Annotated in this window: 14 protein-coding genes; 4 read left to right on the top strand and 10 right to left on the bottom strand. The window is 68.8% G+C overall.

Annotated elements, in window-relative coordinates:
• Positions 1 to 133: 133 nt before the first annotated feature.
• The 10 genes from CFB43_RS33400 to CFB43_RS33355 all read right to left on the bottom strand — a co-directional run bounded on the left by CFB43_RS33400 (position 134) and on the right by CFB43_RS33355 (position 12880).
• A complete protein-coding gene (locus CFB43_RS33400) occupies positions 134 to 1459 on the bottom strand; it encodes an NAD(P)/FAD-dependent oxidoreductase (RefSeq protein WP_089498408.1) in 1326 nt (441 codons plus the stop codon).
• A gap of 2 nt (positions 1460 to 1461) precedes the next feature.
• Positions 1462 to 2196, bottom strand: coding sequence for a cupin domain-containing protein (locus CFB43_RS33395; protein WP_089498407.1), 735 nt, complete (start codon positions 2194 to 2196; stop codon positions 1462 to 1464).
• Positions 2197 to 2316: 120 nt separating this feature from the next.
• Positions 2317 to 2766, bottom strand: coding sequence for a helix-turn-helix domain-containing protein (locus CFB43_RS33390; RefSeq protein ID WP_089498406.1), 450 nt, complete (start codon positions 2764 to 2766; stop codon positions 2317 to 2319).
• A 24-nt stretch (positions 2767 to 2790) separates the two neighbouring features.
• A complete protein-coding gene (locus tag CFB43_RS33385; protein WP_089498405.1) occupies positions 2791 to 4068 on the bottom strand; it encodes an NAD(P)/FAD-dependent oxidoreductase in 1278 nt (425 codons plus the stop codon).
• Positions 4069 to 4267: 199 nt separating this feature from the next.
• Complete coding sequence (locus CFB43_RS33380; RefSeq protein ID WP_089498404.1) at positions 4268 to 6154, bottom strand: ABC transporter ATP-binding protein; 1887 nt, start codon at positions 6152 to 6154, stop codon at positions 4268 to 4270.
• Positions 6154 to 7110, bottom strand: coding sequence for an ABC transporter permease (locus CFB43_RS33375; protein ID WP_089498403.1), 957 nt, complete (start codon positions 7108 to 7110; stop codon positions 6154 to 6156). The genes CFB43_RS33380 and CFB43_RS33375 overlap by 1 nt, the downstream gene beginning before the upstream one ends.
• Positions 7111 to 7140: 30 nt before the next feature.
• Positions 7141 to 8094, bottom strand: coding sequence for an ABC transporter permease (locus CFB43_RS33370; protein ID WP_089459918.1), 954 nt, complete (start codon positions 8092 to 8094; stop codon positions 7141 to 7143).
• A gap of 79 nt (positions 8095 to 8173) precedes the next feature.
• Entirely contained in the window at positions 8174 to 9757 is a 1584-nt protein-coding gene (locus CFB43_RS33365) for an ABC transporter substrate-binding protein (protein WP_089498402.1), read from the bottom strand.
• A gap of 737 nt (positions 9758 to 10494) precedes the next feature.
• The gene (locus CFB43_RS33360) at positions 10495 to 12033 is read right to left on the bottom strand and encodes a methyl-accepting chemotaxis protein (RefSeq protein WP_089498401.1); all 1539 of its coding nucleotides are present in this window, start codon (positions 12031 to 12033) and stop codon (positions 10495 to 10497) included.
• A 178-nt stretch (positions 12034 to 12211) separates the two neighbouring features.
• Entirely contained in the window at positions 12212 to 12880 is a 669-nt protein-coding gene (locus CFB43_RS33355) for a haloacid dehalogenase type II (RefSeq protein WP_089498400.1), read from the bottom strand.
• 471 nt (positions 12881 to 13351) lie between these two features.
• Here CFB43_RS33355 and CFB43_RS33350 point away from each other — a divergent pair, with 471 nt between their 5' ends.
• From CFB43_RS33350 to CFB43_RS33335, 4 genes are all read left to right on the top strand, one after another.
• On the top strand, positions 13352 to 14212 hold the full coding sequence (locus tag CFB43_RS33350; protein ID WP_089498399.1) for a GNAT family N-acetyltransferase: 861 nt from the start codon (positions 13352 to 13354) through the stop codon (positions 14210 to 14212).
• A gap of 12 nt (positions 14213 to 14224) precedes the next feature.
• Positions 14225 to 15151 (top strand): 2-hydroxyacid dehydrogenase, encoded by a 927-nt coding sequence (locus CFB43_RS33345; protein ID WP_089498398.1) that lies wholly within the window; start codon positions 14225 to 14227, stop codon positions 15149 to 15151.
• Between the two features lie 160 nt (positions 15152 to 15311).
• Positions 15312 to 16712, top strand: a complete 1401-nt coding sequence (locus CFB43_RS33340) for an aspartate aminotransferase family protein (protein ID WP_089498397.1) — start codon at positions 15312 to 15314, stop codon at positions 16710 to 16712.
• A 91-nt stretch (positions 16713 to 16803) separates the two neighbouring features.
• Positions 16804 to 17295 (top strand): Lrp/AsnC family transcriptional regulator, encoded by a 492-nt coding sequence (locus tag CFB43_RS33335; RefSeq protein ID WP_006749694.1) that lies wholly within the window; start codon positions 16804 to 16806, stop codon positions 17293 to 17295.
• The last annotated feature ends 90 nt before the right edge of the window (positions 17296 to 17385 follow it).

Genomic DNA, 17385 nt, shown 5'->3' with positions numbered 1-17385 from the left:
CAGGCACTCCCAAGCTGTCGCATCGCACTGCCGGGCCGGCGAACGTTCGCTGCCCCGATCCTGCCGCTCGCGGGCGGCCGGGCTCGACGCGCGTCGGATACAGGCGGCCTCTCATCCATGTGACGGCGTTGCATCAGAAATCGGCGACCTTGCCCCAGGCGGACTCGCTGAACCGGCCGGGCCGGTACGGCGCCGGGTCCACGAACGGTTGCGCACCGGACGCCAGATCGGCGATCAGGTGCCCGGCGCCCGGGCCGATCCCGAAGCCATGCCCCGAAAACCCCGCCGCGAGGATCAGCCCCGGCACGCCCGGCACTTCGCCGATGCCCGGGACGCCGTCCGGCGTGCTGTCGACGAACCCGGCCCACGCGTGCGTGATCTTCGCGTCGCGCAGTTCGGGCAACAGTTCGGCCGCGCGGCGGTACGTTTCGGTGACGGTCGGCATGTCGGGCTTCGGATCGAGAATGCGCACGGCCTCCATCGGCGTCGGCGCGTCGAGGCGCCAGTGCTTCAGCGTTTCATGGCCGCCGCGCACGCCTTCGAGGCCGCCCGGCAGCAGGTTGCGCCAGCGCTTCGCGAACATCGGCACGAATTGCGGCGCGAAGCGCAGGAACTGCGGTGTCAGGTCCACGCGCGCGCGGCCGCTGATCGCCAATGCATAGCGTCCATCGCTGCGGCGCGTGATGGACACGCCGGACGTGTACATCGCATCGGGCAGCGGCGTGTCGACGGGCGCCACGCTCAGGATCGACTGGCGGATCGACGCCTGCGGAAAGCGGATGCCGAGCTGGCGACAGAACGACGACGCCCAGGCGCCGCCGGCCATCACGACCGTGCGCGTCTTGATGACGCCGGCTTCGGTGACGACACCCGCGACGCGTCCGCCTTCGAGTTCGATGCCGCGCGCCGCGCAGTGCTGGTGGACGCTGCCGCCCAGCTTCATCAGCGCGGCGGCCACGGCCGGCGCGGCCTTGCCCGGATCGGCCGTGCCGTCGGTCGGCGAGAACACGCCGCCCTTCCACTGCCGCCCGGTTGCCCGTCCGCGCTCGGCGGCCTGCTTGCTGTCGAGCATGTAGGTGGTCACGCCTGCCGTCTTCGCGAATTCGCCCCAGCTCGCCCAGCGGGACAATTCGGCTTCGTCATTGCTGAGATACAGCAGCCCGCAGCGATGAAAGCCGGTGTCTTCGCCGGATTCGGCCGCGAAGCGTTCCCACAGATCGATGCTCTTGCTCGCCATCGGCAACTCGCGCGCATCGCGGTTCTGCTGGCGGCACCAGCCCCAGTTGCGGCTCGACTGTTCGGCGCCGATGCGCCCCTTCTCGACGAGCGCGACCGAGATGCCGCGGCGGGCCAGGTAATAAGCGGTGAAGACGCCGATGATGCCGCCGCCGATCACGACGACGTCGGCCGCGGCCGGCGGCGTGGACAAGGTTTCGATATGGCGCAGCGGAGGGGACATGCTCAGTCTCGTTCGGTGGAAGGTTTGACGTTCTGCATCACGTAGAACTTCGCCACGCGTTCGCTGCTTTCCCACCCGATCGACGCGCCGCGCGGCACGAACAGCGCGTCGCCGGTACCGAGCGACTGCACGCTGCCGTCGGGCGCCGCGAACCTTACGCCGCCGTCCAGCAGGAACATGAACTCGTTCGCGCGATGCGGCCGGACGATCCGGTGATACGGCGTCGAATCCCACGTGCCCGCGCAGTACCCGGCGCCGTCGTCGGTGAACACGTTGTCGCTGCGGCATTGCGGCGCGGGACCGAGCAGCGCCTCGGCGGGCAGCGTGGCGGACGGCTTGAAATCGGCGTCGGCGCGCAGCGCGAAGACGCCGCGTTTCGTCGGTTGCGCGCACGCTGCCGCGCAGAACGTCAGGAGTACCGGCGATTGCGCGGCGATGCGCAGTGCGGTGCCGCCGCCGATGACGGCGCCTTGCCCCGGGCCGACCACCAGCGGCGCGGCCCCGGCCGCTTCGAGCGTCAGCTCGCCCTGGATGACGGCCAGGGTTTCGATGTGCGGAAAGCTCGCCACGTCCAGTTCGCCGACGAAAACGATCCGCCCCGCGGCCATCGCGTCGGGGCCTTCCCACGCAATCTCGCGATGCGACGCGAACGGATCGCTCGCGCCGAACGCCTGCTTGCGGAATGCGGTGGAAGACGGTGCGCCGTCAGCCCGGTGCAACACGAAAACTGCGGTCATTTCTGCTCCTGTGCAGTGCGTGACGGATTCGTTCGAAAGCCGTCATGCGATATCGGAAATCGTCGTTCGCCGGCGCTTGTGCCGGACATCCTCAGCGGGGCATGTCGTCCATGCGTGCGCCTACGCCGCGTGACACGACGCGTCGCGGCGTTCGCTGCGCAGGCGCGCCGATGGCGGTCGCACCGGCGCGCCGCCCGTTCGGGCGACCACGTAATCGCGCGGCGTGATCCCGAGTACGCGCCGGAAATGCCGGCACAGATGGCTCTGGTCGAAGAAGCCGACGTCGGTCGCGACGACCGACGGCGCGAGACCGGCGCGCAGCAAGTCCTGCGCCCGCCGTATCCGCACGAGACACAGATACCGGTGCGGCGACAGCCCGGTTTCGCTGCGAAAACGCGCGGTGAAACGCGACACGCTCAGCCCGGCCACCGCCGCGAGCGTGTCCAGGTTCAGCGGCTGCGCGAACGATGCATCGATCGTGCGCAGCACGTCGCCGATCGCGGGCGACACGGGCTGCGCCACACGCGGCGAGCCGACGGAGCCAACCGAGCCAATGAATTGCACTGTCATATCGAATTCTCCCGGGCGCTCGCTTCAGTGCAGGAAATCCTGCATCCGGTAATACGCGCCGACGACCGGCAGGAACCACGCGTGCCCGAAATGACCCGGTATCGCCGGCCAGTCGAGCTCGCGCCACGGGTTCGACGCGGCCGCCCCATACAGCACGTCGGCCATCACGCGGCCCATGTGCACCGACATCTGCACGCCGTGGCCGCTGTAGCCCATCGAGTAATAAAGCCCGTCATGCTGGCCCGCGCGCGGCAGCCGGTCGGCGGTGATGTCGACCAGCCCGCCCCAGCAGTAGTCGAGCCGCACGTTCGCCAGTTCCGGGAAATAGCCGGCCATGCCCGCACGCAGGATGTCGCCGCTTTTCGCATCGGAGCGCGGGCTCGACATCGCGAAGCGCGCGCGGCCGCCGAACAGCAGCCGGTTATCGGGCGTCACGCGGAAGTAGTTGCCGATCTGGCGCGACGTCACGTATGCGCGGCGATGCGGAAACAGCCGGTTCAACTGCGCATCCGGCAGCGGCTCGGTCACGACGATGAAGCTGCCGACCGGCGCGATGCGCCGCCGGAACCACGCGAACGGCCCGTGCTGCGAGGCGCCGGTCGCGACCAGCACGCGGTCGGCGACGATCGTGCCGCGGGCGCTGGTGATCCGGTGACGCTCGCCGTCCAGCCGGTCGAGCTGCGTGACGGCCGCGTGCTCGTACACGCGTGCGCCGGCCCGCACGGCTGCTTGCGCGAGGCCGACGCCGAACTTGCCCATGTGCATCTGCGCGCCGTTGCGCTGCAGGAGTCCGCCATAAAAGCCGTCGGACGCGATTTCATCGCGGATGCGTGACGGCTCGATCAGTTCGATGTCCGGATCGACGTCGCGCCGCAACGCGTCGAAGGTTTTTTCGAGCCCCGCGAAATGCTGCGGCTTCGCGGCGAGCTTGAGCTTGCCCGCGCGCCGAAAATCGCAGTCGATCGCCTGTTCGGTGACGATCGTCTCGACGCTCTTCACCGCGCTTGCATAAGCGCGATAGAACGCTTTCGCCTGCTCGACGCCGATGCGCGCGGCCAGCGACGCATAATCCTGCGCGACACCGGTATTGCACTGGCCGCCGTTGCGGCCGGACGCTTCGCCGGCGACTTGCGCGGCTTCGAGCACGACCACCGACACGCCGCGCTGCGCGAGCGCAAGTGCCGCCGACAAGCCGGTGAAACCGCCGCCGATCACGACTACGTCCGCGCGCCCTTCGACCGGCCCTTCGCTGCTGGCGCGAAACGCGGGACGGGTATCCAGCCAGTACGATTCCAGTTTCATCGAATTTTCTCGAGCATTCCGGCGACGACGATCGGCGACCGTCCAATGAGAATCATTTAATCACTATCAAAAAGCGCAGTTGCCGCGTATTCGCGCGCGCCACACGCGTCATTTGCCGTTTTGCGCGCCTGCCGCAGCACACTATGCGCAACGTCGATCGCCGGCGCGGGCAGGCGCGATGCACGAACGATGGCGCGCATCACAGCCGTACCGGCTGCACCGTCGCGCCGCCCGCCGGCACCGGCTCCGCCTGGAAGCGCACGAGATCTTCCTCGCTGCGATGGCACAGCACCTGCGCACCGTTCTCGAGCGTGCGCAGCGACGGGGCCGTGCGATTGCACACGCCGTCCACGCGCATCGCGCAGCGCGACAGGAACGGACACAGCTCGGCCTCGTGCTCGCGCTCGCCGATCGGCACCAGCGGCCGGTGGCAGCGCTCGGCCGCATCGTCGAGCCAGCCCGCGCGCAGCTCCGGCGCGGACGACACCAGCAGATGCGAATACGGGTGATAAGGCGGCGCGCACAGCGCGTCGCGGCTGCCGGTTTCGACGCGACGGCCCGCGTACAGCACGACGATGTCGTCGCTGATCGCGCGCACCTTCGCGATGTCGTGCGTGATGAACACGTACGACACGCCGAGCTTCGCCTGCAGGTCGCGCAGCAGGTCCATGATCGCCGCGCCCACCACGGTATCGAGCGCCGACGTGACTTCGTCGCACAGGATCAGGTCGGGCTCGGCCGCGAGCGCGCGCGCGAGGTTCACGCGCTGCTTCTGCCCGCCGGACAATTCTCCGGTGCGTCGCCCGGCTACCGCCTGCGGCAGCCGCACGAGTTCGAGCAGCTCCGCGACGCGCTGCCGGGCCCGCGCACCGCGGATCCCGTGATAGAACGCGAGCGGCCGCGCCAGCGTGCGCTCGACGGTATGCACGGGGTTGAGCGCGGTATCGGCGTTCTGGAACACGATCTGCACGCGGCGGTGCTGCTCCTTCGAGCGTTTGCCGATATCGAGCGCGAGCGGCTCGCCGTCGAGCAGGATCTGTCCGGCCGTCGCCGGCACGAGGCCCGCGATCACCTTCGCGAGCGTGGTCTTGCCGGAGCCCGATTCGCCGATCACGCCGACCGTCTGCCCGCGCCCGATGCGCAGGTCGACTTCGTGCAGGATCACCTTCGCGGGCCAGCCCTTCGCGGTCCGGCCACCGTAGCCGGCGATCGCGCCGCGCACGTCGAGCAGCGGCGCCGGCGCGACGCTCGCCGCTTTCGCGTCGCGTTCGGCATCGTTCGGCGTGACCGCCGCGATCAGGCTCTGCGTGTACGGGTGCGCCGGCGCATGCAGGATCTGTTCGGTCGCGCCCGTCTCGCGGATCACGCCGTCGCTCAGCACGACGATGCGATCGGCCATCTGCGCGACCACGGCCAGATCGTGCGACACGTACACCGCGCTCATCCCGCAGCGCCGGATCACGCTCTTGAACGCCTGCAGCACGTCGATCTGCGTGGTCACGTCGAGCGCGGTGGTCGGCTCGTCGAGGATCACCAGTTCCGGATCGGTGATCAGCGCCATCGCGGCCATCAACCGCTGCAACTGCCCGCCCGACACCTGGTGCGGATAGCGCCTGCCGATCGTCTCCGGCTCGGGCAGCGCGAGCGCGCGGAACAGCTCGACCGCCTTCGCCTGCGCATCGCGCCTGGTCATCGTCTTGTGGATCAGCGCGCTCTCGATCACCTGGTCGAGAATCGTGCGCGACGGATTGAACGCGGCGGCGGCGCTCTGCGCGATATACGCGACCTTGCGGCCGCGCAGCGCGGTCAATGCCTGCGCGCTCAGCGTGCACACGTCCGTGCCGCCGAGCTTCACCGAGCCGCCGGCGATCCGGCAGCCCGCGCGCGCATGGCCCATCAGCGACAGCGCAATCGTCGTCTTGCCGGAGCCCGATTCGCCGATCAGCGCGAGCACCTCGCCGCGCCCGATGTCGAAGTCGACGTCGTGGACGATCGTCGTTTCCGCGCCGCCCGGCCGGCCGCCGACCACGCGCAGCCCGCGCACCTCGACGAGCGGCGTCGATTCCGGAGTCGATTCATCCCGCATCAGTGTTCTCCCGCGGCGGCAGCCGCGCCCTTGCGGCGGCCGCGATGCGGCAAACCGTCGATCAACAGGTTGACGCCCACCGTCAGGATCGCGATCGCGACCGCGGGCATGATCGCGACGGCCGAGCCGTCGCCGAGGCTCGCGATGTTCTCGCGCACGAGCGAGCCGAGATCCGCATACGGCGGCTGCACGCCGAGCCCGAGAAAGCTCAGGCCGCTCAGCAGCAGCACGACGAACGTGAAGCGCAGCCCGGTGTCGGCCAGCATCGGATGGATCATGTTGGGCAGCATCTCGACGCATGCGATGTACAGCGCGCTTTCCCCGCGCGCCTTCGCCACCTGCACGAATTCGAGCGTGCTGATGTTGACCGCCAGCGCACGTGCGATCCGGTACGAGCCCGGCATGTAGCTGACCGCGGCGGTGAGCACCAGCAGCGGCAGCGACGAGCCGAACGCGGCGACGAACATCAGCGCGAACATCTTCGACGGAATCGACGTGAGCGCGTCGAGCAGCCGGCTCATCGTCTCGTCCACCGCGCGGCCGGACACGGTCGCGAGCAGCCCCAGCGTCGTGCCGGTCACCGCGGCGAGCAGCACCGCGGCGAGCGCGAGCAGCACGGTCAGCCGCGTGCCGTACAGAATCCGGCTCAGCATGTCGCGGCCGAGGAAGTCGGAACCGAACGGCAGCTTCGCGCTGAACGGCGCGAACACGTCCGGCGTGACGATCGCGCCGACGTCGTGCGGCGCGAGCAGCGGCGCGAACACGGCGATGAACAGCATCAGGCCGGCCATCGACAGGCCGACGCGGCCGCCGGCGGTCAAGGCGATGCGTACGCCGCGGCGCTTGCGCGGCTCGTCGGGAGCAGGCGCGGCAGGCGGCACGCTGCCCCGCCCCACGGGCGGGTCGCCGGATGGCGGCAGCGCGCTGCTGCGTTGAACGGGTTCGGTCGGGTGCATGGGCGGCATCTCGGAAGAAGGACGGAACGCTCAGGTTCGCAGTCGCGGGTTCGACACGATCGAGCACAGGTCGGCGAACAGCACGAGCGTCAGGTACGCGACGCAGAAGATCAGCGTGCACGCCTGGACCAACGGAAAATCGCGGTTGCTGACGGCGTCGACCATCAGGCTTGCCAGGCCCGGATAGTTGAAGATCGTCTCGACGACGATCACGCCGCCGAGCAGATACGACAGGCTCAGCGCGATCGCATTGGCGATCGGGCCGATCGCGTTCGGCAACGCATGGCGCAGTACGACGCGAGCCGGGCTCGCGCCCTTGAGCACGGCCATCTCGACATACGACGCGCTCAGTTGCTCGATCACCGCGGCGCGCGTCATGCGCGCCATCTGCGCGATCACGACCGCGCACAGCGTCAGCACCGGCATCGCATACGCACGCAGGAAATCGTGCAGGCTTTCGATCGGGCCGCTGTACGACAACGCGGACAGCCAGCGCAGCTTCACCGCGAACACGAGCACGGCGACCGTCGCGATCAGGAACTCCGGCGTCGCGACGAGCGACAACGTGCCGAGGCTGATCACGCGGTCCACCACCGACTCGCGCTTGACGGCCGCGAGGATGCCGAGCAGCAGCGCGATCGGCACCGACACGGCGGTCGTGATCGCCGCGAGCGCGAGCGATTTCGGCAGGCGCCCGCCGATCAGCTCCGACACCGGCATGTCGCCGGACAGCGACCGGCCGAAATCGCCGTGCAACAGGCCGGTGAGCCAGTGCACGTAACGCACGTGCGCCGGCATGTCGAGACCGAACTGCTGGCGCAGCGCGGCGACCGTCTCCGGCGTCGCCGACTGGCCGAGCGCGGCCTGCGCGGCGTCGCCCGGCAGCAGGTTCGTGATCGTGAAGATGATCGCGGACACGATCAGCAGCGTCAGCGCGGTGACCGCGATGCGCCGGCCGATCAGGCCAATGAGAATTCGGTTCATGGGGCGGCACTCCTGAAAAGCCCGCGCGTGGCCGGCGCGGTGGCCCGCACCGGCCGCGCGACGGCGGCCGACGACAACGTCATGCGTTCCACCACACGTTCTCGGCGAACGTGAAGCCCATCATCGGCCCGGTGGGGATCGAGCCGAGGCCCGCGAGCCGCTTGTCGTAGCCGTCGAGGAAGCTGATGAACGCCGGAATGCCGACCCGCCCCTGCTGCGCCACGATCACCTGCATGTCGCCGTACATCTGCTTGCGCTTCGCGTCGTCGGTTTCCGAGCGTGCGGCGAGCAGCAACTGGTCGAACTTCGCGTTCTTCCAGCCCGACTCGTTCCACGGCGCATCCGACTTGAAGAACTGCGTGAACAGCACGTCGGCGCTCGAGCGCGGGTTGATGTTGCCGAAGGTGAGCGGGTGCTTCATCCAGTGGTTCGACCAGTAGCCGTCGGGCGACGCGCGATTGACCTGCAGGTTCAGCCCGATCTTCTGGCCGGCCTGCTGCAGCAGCACGGCCATTTCGATCGACCCGTTCGCGTCGGACGTCGCATAGATCGGCGGCAGCGCGGCACCCAGCGCACCGGCCTTCTGCAGCAGGAACTTCGCCTTGTCCGGATCGTGCGGCCGCTGGGGCAGCGACGCGTTGAAGTAGCGGTGCCCCGGCGGAATCGGCTGGTCGTTGCCGATCACCGAGTAGCCGCGGAACACCGCCGTGCGGAGCTGCTCGCGATCGAACAGGTACTTCATCCCTTCGACGAAATCGGGACTCGATACGATCGGGTTGTCGCTGCGCATGATCAGGTCGGTATAGAGGCCCGACTTGGTTTCCTTCAGCGCATAGCCCGGCGTCGACGAGACCCGCTGCGTCGAGCGCGGATCGATCGCGTTGATCAGGTGCACGTCGCCCGACAGCAGCGCGTTCAGGCGCGCGGCGCTGTCGCTGATGCCGATCAGCTCGATCTCGTCGAGATACGGCTTGCCCGGCTTGAAGTAGCTGTCGTTGCGCACGCCGACGGTCGACACGCCCGGCTTGAACGACTTCAGCTTGTACGGGCCGCAGCCGATGCCGGTCGAGAAGTCGGTCGTGCCGTCCTTGACGATCACGAGCTGCGGCGTCGCGAGGATCACCGGCAGGTCCGCGTTCGGGCTGGCGAGCGTCAACGTGACTTCGTCGGGGCCGCTCGCCTTCGCATCCGTGAACTGTTCGGCAAGCGTCTTGACCTTCGACGCGGTGGCCGGGTTCTTGTGGCGCATCAGCGAGAACACCACGTCGGCCGGGCCGACCGGCTTGCCGTCGTGGAACGTGACGCCCTTGCGCAGCTTGATGATCCAGGTCTTCGCATCGGTCGTCTGCAGCGACTCGGCGAGGTTCATCTGCGGCGTGAGGCTCGCATCGAGCTGCGTGAGGCCGCTGTAGAACATGAAGAAGCGCGTATAGTCCGCGCCCGTCGAGCCCTTGGCCGGGTCGAGCGTATCGGCCGTCGAGCCGGCTTCGTTCGCGACCCGGATCTTGCCGCCGCGCTTCGGCGCGGGCGCGGCGAACGCAGCGCCGGGGGTCATCAGCAGTCCGCCGGCGCCGGCGGCCATCATGCCGCCCGCCGCCATGACCTTCATCATGTCGCGGCGCGTGAAGCCGCCCTTGCCGCCATTGTCGATATCGTCGCTCATCCGAACTGCTCCTGACTGTGGAAAGTGGGGTCTTGGGTCCAGCGTGTTCTCGAATCCCGCCGCGCCCGCGTGCTGGTGGCGGTCGCAACGTCGTCATGCAATTCATTTAAGCATCGCCAAAATGCGGTTTGTCGCGATTCGGGCGGCCCGCACGATACGAATCGACCGTTTTGGGTAGCCTGCGCAGCATGATTTGCTGCGTGCGCGCACGTGTCGCCCTGTGCCCGGCGGCATGTCACGGCGGCTGCCCAACCCGTGTCGATGCAGGAAATCGTAAGGCCGCAGCCGCCGCAGATTGCGCCGACAAAATTGCCCGTTCGGCATCCGGCGCGCGTTTGGCTCACGCAAACCGCATGTTTGTATCGAACGCGTGCGCGCCTGCCGACGACGGCCGAAACGAGCGGTACGTCACGGCGAATCGCCGCACGCACGGGCGTCGGCAGCGGGGATCGCGACGGTACGTCGGGTGGGAAAGTTCAGAAGAATGCCGCTCGATCGGAACGGCTTCGGGGGAAGACGGGAAGATGACAGGACTGCCCGGAAACCGGGGCCGTGCAGCCGTCAGGAACCGCGCCGCCAGGCGGCGACGTGTCCATCACCGGCATGTCGGCGCGCACGCAGGGCGTGTGCCGGCGCGGCGCACCGCAGGCAGTCAGGCAGTCAGGCAGTCAGGCGATCAGGCGATCAGGCGATCAGGCAGGATGATGCGCCGGCCGCGGGCGGACGGCGCGCAGCCGTCACGCGGCCAGGCGGAATACCGATACGGCGGCCCGCAGGCGCGCCGCCTGCTCGTCCAGCGACGACGCGGCCGCAGCCGCCTGCTCGACGAGCGCGGCGTTCTGCTGGGTGACTTCGTCCATTTGCGCGACCGCCAGCCCGATCTGTTCGATGCCGGTGCTCTGCTCGGCCGATGCCGCCGAAATCTCGCCCATGATGTCGGCCACGCGGTCGATCGACCGGACGATCTCCGTCATGCGTTCGCCCGCTGTCTCGACGAGCCGGCTGCCGCTGCCGGCCCGCTCGACCGACGCGTCGATCAATCCCTTGATGTCCTTCGCAGCCGCGGCGCTGCGTTGCGCGAGCGAGCGGACTTCCGACGCGACGACGGCGAACCCGCGCCCCTCCTCGCCGGCCCGCGCGGCTTCCACCGCGGCGTTGAGCGCGAGAATGTTGGTCTGGAACGCGATGCTTTCGATCACGACGGTAATGTCGGCGATCCGCACCGACCCGTCCGAAATCTGCCGCATCGTTTCGACGACCGCCTGCACGGCGGCGCCGCCGAGTTCGGTCGCCGCCTTCGCCTGGCCCACGAGCGCATTCGCCTGGCGTGCGTTGTCCGCGTTCTGTTTGACCGTGGACGTCATCTGCTCCATGCTCGCGGCCGTTTCCTGCAGCGACGCGGCCTGCTGCTCCGTGCGCTGCGACAGGTCCAGGTTGCCTTGCGCGATCTCGCCGGTGCCGGTGGCGATCGAGTGCGTCGTGGTCTGGATCTCGGCGATGGTGTCGGTCAGCCGCGCCTTCATGTCGCCGAGCGCGACGAGCAGGCTGCCGGGCGCGGCGTGCGCCGTATCGAACCGCACATCCAGTTCGCCGGCGGCGATGCGGGCGGCGATCTGCGTCGCATGCGCGGGCTCGCCGCCCAGCGTGCGCCTGACACTGCGCAGCACGCCCCATGCGATGGCCGCGAGCGCCGCGGCGATGACGAGCGTGATCGCGCCCAGCACCGTCGCGAGCCGGGCAAACGCCGCGTTGATGTCGTCGTAGAAAAATCCGGTGCCGATCCACCAGTCCCAGTCCGGAATCGCGACCACGCCCTGCAGCTTCGGCTCCAGGTCCGCGTCGGGGCTGCGCTTGATCAGCACGTCGACGAGCGCGAAATGCGACTGCGCCATGCCCGCGCGGTACGCCTCGCTGTCGGTCAGGCCGCTGGTCGTGCGGTTGCCTTTCGCGCGCGTGCCGATGAACTTCGCGTTCGGGTGCACGAGGTTGACGCCGTCGGACGTCGTGACCCAGAAGTAACTCTTCGAATTCGCGTTGAGCGCCGCCAGCGCGGCCTTGGCCTGCTGCTGCGCCTGCTCCTGCGTGAGCGTGCCGCTCGTCTGCATCGCGCGATACGAATCGACCAGATGCTCGGCCTTGGTCAGCAGCATGACGATCTCTTCGCGGCGGCTGTCGATCAGCGCGTCGCGCAGCGTGTGCAGCGACAACGCGGCGAGCAGGACGACGCCGAGCAGCGCCGCGGCGACGAGCATCAGCAGTTTGGTGGACAACTTCATGCGGGGCCTCGAAATATTAACCGTTCGGTACATATATCGGCCCGGGCGGCCCCGCCTTGAACGACTCGATATCGGTAATTACCCTCGTTGCGTACGCTGATCGAACGCGCGACGGGCCCCGGCGGCCTCGCGGCCGCGTCCCGTCGCGACGATCGACGAATCGGCCGGCGCTAGCGGCTTACAGGCCGAGTTGCGTCGCGAGCTGGCCGATGTCCGACACTTCGTAATAGTTGTAGAACGGCGTGCCCGGCTCGTGGCCGCGGTTCACGAACGCCTTGTGCCTGATCCCGATATCCTCGGCCGTCATCAGGTCGTAGCGCAGGCTCGACGACACGTGCAGCACGTCCTCGGGCTTGCAGCCGAGCTTGTCGAACATGTATTCGAAGCCCTGCATGCGCGGCTTGTACGATTGCGCCTGCTGCGCGGTGAACACCGCATGGAACGGCGCGCCGAGCTTGTCGACGTTGCTCATGATCTGCTCGTCCATCGCGTTCGACAGGATCACCAGCTTGTACTTCGACGCCAGCCGCGACAGCCCGGCCGGCACGTCCGGGTGCGGGCCCCACGTCGGCACCGCCTGATAGAAAAGCTCGGCCTCGGCCTCGTCGAACGTCACGCCGACCCGCGCGCAGGTGCGGCGAATCGCGTTGACGACGACGTCGCGGTACGGCTTCCATGCGCCCAGCACCTCGTCGAGCCGATAGGCGGCGAACGCGCGCACGAAGGCCTCCATCGTCGCCGGCGACAGCCGGTCCGCGTAGATTTCGCGCGCCGTCTCGGCCATCCGGAAATGGGTCAGCGTGCCGTAGCAGTCGAAGGTGATGTACTTCGGTTCAAACTGGATCATGGTGACGTCCTGTCGGTGTGAAGCCCCGGCAGGGCCGGGGATGGGCTGGGTTCAACGAAATTGAATCAGGGCAAAAAGTCGTTCGCGCATCGTTCGGCGCCGCTCAAAGCGCACAATCGCCGCAAGTTGCCCGGCACATGCAGCACGATCTGCGGCGCGATCGGGCGCGGCGCGGCTGGGCGGGGCCGGCCGGTGGCCGCCGTGCTGCCGCAGCGGGCTCGCCTACCGTGCGGCCCGCCGGCAGGCGGGAGCGCCGCCGTGCATTTATCTTAGTGGTGCTCCCACAGCAGGAGTGGCGGGATTGACCGGCCGCGCCAGCACGATCCACGCGTTCGTCCGCGCCGATCGAACGGGTTTGCATCGATCTCGCGGGCGCGCCCGTCGGCGCCGGAAAACAGGCGAATCGTCCTATCCGCGCCGCACCCGCGCTGGCAGAGTGACTGCGTCATTTCCACCCATCCGGAGTCCGGCGTGTCCGACCTCAACCCTTCCCGCACGCTCACCTATCGCCCGTTCGCCGACACCGACCTGCCCGCCGCCCATCGGCTGTCGGAGGCGGTCAAGTGGCCGCACCGGCTCGAGGACTGGCGCTTCGTGCTCCAGCTCGGCGGCGGCATCGTCGCCGAAGACGAGACCGGCGTCGTGGGGACCGCGCTGGGCTGGCGCCTCGGTGAGTCACACGCGGCGCTCGGCATGGTGATCGTGTCGCCCGAGCGCGCGGGCGGCGGCATCGAGCGCGAGCTCCTTGCCCGCGCGCTCGACGGCTTCGGCACCCGCACCGTCTTTCTGCATGCGATGCCGGGACGCGAGCCGCTGTACGCGGCGTTCGGCTTCGCGCCGATCGATACGATCAACCAGCATCAGGGCGCGGCGTTCCGGCCGCCGCTGATCTCGCTGCCGCCCGGCGAGCGCCTGCGCCCGCTCGGCACCAACGACGGGCCGCGCCTCGCCGCGCTCGCGTCGCGCGCAGCCGGCTACGAGCGCGGCGCGGTGACCGACGCGCTGCTCGACGTCGCGAACGGCATCGCGCTCGATCGCGACGGCGAGCTGCTCGGCTTCGCGCTGTTCCGCCGCTTCGGCCCGGGCCACGTGATCGGCCCGGTGATCGCGCCGGATGCGCTGCGCGCGCAGGCGCTGATCAGTCACTGGCTCGCGTTGAATGAAGGGATGTTCGTGCGGGTCGACCTGCCGAGCGACAGCGGGCTGTCCGACTGGCTGGATGGGCTCGGGCTGCCGCGCGTCGATACCGTCGTCACGATGGCGCGCGGTGCGACGCCCGCGCGCGACCCGGCGCTGCGCGCGTTCGCGATCGTGAGCCAGGCGCTCGGCTGAACGGGACACACGATGAGCTTTCTCTACAAGGCCGACCCGGTGCGCGGCGCGCAGTGGGCGGCACGCTTCGCGCAACAGGCGCCCGATCTGCCGTTCCGGATCTGGCCGGACCTCGGCGACGCCGCGGCCGTCCGCTATCTCGCCGCCTGGCAGCCGCCGGACGATCCGGTCGCGCTGTTGCCGAATCTCGAAGTCGTGTTCTCGGTCGGCGCCGGCATCGACCAGTTCGACCTGTCGCGCGTGCCGTCGCACATCCCCGTCGTACGGATGATCGAGCCGGGCATCGTCGAAGGGATGGTCGAATACGTGACGCAGGCCGTGCTGACGATCCATCGCGACCTGTTCGACTATGCCGCGCAGCAGCGCGACCAGGTATGGCACGAGAAACCCGTACGGGCGGCCGCGTCGCGGCGCGTCGGCGTACTCGGCCTCGGCACGCTCGGCCAGGCCGTGCTCGATACGCTGCGGCGCTTCGGTTTCCCGTGCGCCGGCTGGAGCCGCACGCCGCGCTCGCTCGACGGCATCGAGTGCTATGCGGGCGACGCGGCGCTCGACGCGTTCCTGGCGCGCACCGACATACTGATCTGCCTGCTGCCGCTCACCGACAGCACGCGCGGGCTGCTCGGCGCACGCGTGTTCGATGCGCTGCCCGCAGGCGCGTCGCTCGTGCAGGTCGGGCGCGGCCCGCAGCTCGATGCAGCCGCGCTGCTCGCGGCGCTCGCGAGCGGCCGCGTCGACAGCGCGATCCTCGACGTGACGGACCCCGAACCGTTGCCGGCCGGCCATCCGTTCTGGGCCCATCCGCGCATCCGCATCACGCCGCACATCGCGAGCGCGACACGGCCCGACACCGCGGTCGATGCGGTGCTCGCGAACCTCGCGCGCCATCGCGCGGGCCAGCCGATGATCGGCGTCGTCGATCGCGCGCGCGGCTACTGACGTCGATGTCCGGCCGCGCGGGACGCGCAGCAGAAAATGCCGAAGCGCCCCGTGCAAACGCCGCGCGCATACGTTTCGGGCCGCAAATTGAAGACGCATCCGGATTTCTCGCCCGTTAGCATGACCTCACCGCTGACACCTGACGAGAGTCCTGCCTGCCATGAACCAAGCCGCGCTGATCGAAGCCGATCGTCAACACCTGATCCACCCCGTCGTCAATTACCGTGCGCACGAAGCGCGCGGCGTCACCGTGCTCGAATCCGCGGACGGCGTGTTCCTGCGCGATGCCGCCGGCCATACGCTGCTCGACGCGTTCTCCGGCCTGTGGTGCGTGAACGTCGGCTACGGCCGCGACAGCATCGTGAAAGCCGCCGCCGACCAGCTGGCCAAGCTGCCGTACGCAACCGGCTATTTCCATTTCGGCTCGCAGCCGGCGATCGAGCTTGCCGAACGGCTCGCGGCGCTCGCGCCGCCGTCGCTGAACCGCGTCTACTTCACGCTCGGTGGCTCGGATGCCGTCGATTCCGCGATCCGTTTCATCACGCACTATTTCAACGCGACCGGCCGCCCGTCGAAAAAGCAGATGATCGCGCTGGAGCGCGGCTATCACGGTTCGTCGTCGATCGGCGCCGGCCTCACCGCGCTGCCGGCGTTCCATCGCCATTTCGACCTGCCGCGTGCCGATCAGCACCACATTCCGTCGCCCTACCCGTATCGCCATCCGCTCGGCAGCGATCCGCAGGCGCTGATCGCCGCGTCGGTCGCCGCGCTCGAAGCGAAGGTCGCCGAACTCGGCGCGGACAACGTCGCCGCGTTCTTCTGCGAGCCCGTGCAGGGCTCCGGCGGCGTGATCGTGCCGCCGGCCGGCTGGCTGAAGGCGATGCGCGATGCGTGCCGGCGCCTCGGCATCCTGTTCGTCGCCGACGAGGTGATCACCGGCTTCGGCCGCACGGGCCCGCTGTTCGCGTGCGAGGCCGAACAGGTCGATCCGGACCTGATGACCGTCGCGAAGGGGCTGACCGCCGGCTATGCGCCGATGGGCGCGGTGCTGATGTCCGACGAGATCTACGAAGGGATCGCGGGCAGCCGCGCCGATTCGCCGGTGGTCGGCCACGGCCATACGTATTCCGCGCATCCGGTGAGTGCGGCGATCGGCCTCGAGGTGCTGAAGCTCTATCACGACGGCGGGCTGCTCGCGAACGGCCAGGCGATGGCGCCCCGCTTCGCCGCGGGCCTCGACGCGCTGCGCGCGCATCCGCTCGTCGGCGACGCGCGTTCGGTCGGCCTGCTCGGCGCGCTCGAACTGGTGGCCGACAAGGCGCACAAGACGCGCTTCGATGCGGCGCTGAACGTGCCGGACAAGATCGCGGCGGCCGCCTATGCGAACGGCATCGTCTTCCGCGCGTTCGGCGACGGCGTGCTCGGCTTCGCGCCGGCGCTGAGCTTCACCGCGGGCGAGTTCGACCTGCTGTTCGAGCGCGTGCGCAAGACGCTCGACGACGTGCTGGCCGATTCGGGCGTACAGCGCGCGCTCGATGCCGCGCACGCGCAGCCGGCCTGACGGGCCAAGGGAAAGCCGGGCTTGTAGCGGATATCTTTCGACTCTAAAGTAACCGGACATTCCATTTTTCCGACTCCCGACTCACGTGAACATGACGGACAGCAAGCTGGATCGCATCGACCTGCGCATCCTCTCCCAGTTGCAGAAGCGCGGCCGCATGACCAACGTCGAACTGGCCGATGCGGTCGGGCTGTCGCCCAGTCCCTGCCTGATCCGCGTGAAGCGGCTCGAGAAGGCCGGCTACATCGGCGGCTACGGCGCGCACATCCAGCTCGAGAAACTCGGCGACGTGCAGGTCGTGTTCACCGAAGTCACGCTGGCCGACCATCGACGCGAGGATTTCGACCGCTTCGTCGCGGCGATCCGCAACGTCGACGAGATCGTCGAATGCCACCTCGCGAGCGGCGGCTACGACTATCTGCTGAAGTTCATCACGCGCAGCGTGAGCCATTACCAGACGATCGTCGAAGGGCTGCTCGAGCAGAACATCGGCATCGAGAAGTATTTCAGTTACGTGATCATCAAATCGCCGTTCGTCAAACGGCACTACCCGCTCGAATCGCTGTTCGGCGAACGTCACTGACGCACCGCGCGCGGCCCCCGCGAATACGGCAGCGTCGCTGTCCGTACGGGACAGTCGCGCGCGTGCCGCGCCGCCGTCGTCGAACCGCTT

This window comes from Burkholderia sp. AU15512 (assembly GCF_002223325.1).
Taxonomy (GTDB): domain Bacteria; phylum Pseudomonadota; class Gammaproteobacteria; order Burkholderiales; family Burkholderiaceae; genus Burkholderia.
This window is presented reverse-complemented; position numbering and strand designations above follow the sequence as displayed.

Excerpts from the sequence above, each read along its gene's own strand:
- CFB43_RS33400 (WP_089498408.1), bottom strand. The coding sequence starts at position 1,459 with ATGTCCCCTCCGCTGCGCCATATCGAAACCTTGTCCACGCCGCCGGCC.
- CFB43_RS33395 (WP_089498407.1), bottom strand. The coding sequence starts at position 2,196 with ATGACCGCAGTTTTCGTGTTGCACCGGGCTGACGGCGCACCGTCTTCC.
- CFB43_RS33390 (WP_089498406.1), bottom strand. The coding sequence starts at position 2,766 with ATGACAGTGCAATTCATTGGCTCGGTTGGCTCCGTCGGCTCGCCGCGT.
- CFB43_RS33385 (WP_089498405.1), bottom strand. The coding sequence starts at position 4,068 with ATGAAACTGGAATCGTACTGGCTGGATACCCGTCCCGCGTTTCGCGCC.
- CFB43_RS33380 (WP_089498404.1), bottom strand. The coding sequence starts at position 6,154 with ATGCGGGATGAATCGACTCCGGAATCGACGCCGCTCGTCGAGGTGCGC.
- CFB43_RS33375 (WP_089498403.1), bottom strand. The coding sequence starts at position 7,110 with ATGCACCCGACCGAACCCGTTCAACGCAGCAGCGCGCTGCCGCCATCC.
- CFB43_RS33370 (WP_089459918.1), bottom strand. The coding sequence starts at position 8,094 with ATGAACCGAATTCTCATTGGCCTGATCGGCCGGCGCATCGCGGTCACC.
- CFB43_RS33365 (WP_089498402.1), bottom strand. The coding sequence starts at position 9,757 with ATGAGCGACGATATCGACAATGGCGGCAAGGGCGGCTTCACGCGCCGC.
- CFB43_RS33360 (WP_089498401.1), bottom strand. The coding sequence starts at position 12,033 with ATGAAGTTGTCCACCAAACTGCTGATGCTCGTCGCCGCGGCGCTGCTC.
- CFB43_RS33355 (WP_089498400.1), bottom strand. The coding sequence starts at position 12,880 with ATGATCCAGTTTGAACCGAAGTACATCACCTTCGACTGCTACGGCACG.
- CFB43_RS33345 (WP_089498398.1), top strand. The coding sequence starts at position 14,225 with ATGAGCTTTCTCTACAAGGCCGACCCGGTGCGCGGCGCGCAGTGGGCG.
- CFB43_RS33340 (WP_089498397.1), top strand. The coding sequence starts at position 15,312 with ATGAACCAAGCCGCGCTGATCGAAGCCGATCGTCAACACCTGATCCAC.
- CFB43_RS33335 (WP_006749694.1), top strand. The coding sequence starts at position 16,804 with ATGACGGACAGCAAGCTGGATCGCATCGACCTGCGCATCCTCTCCCAG.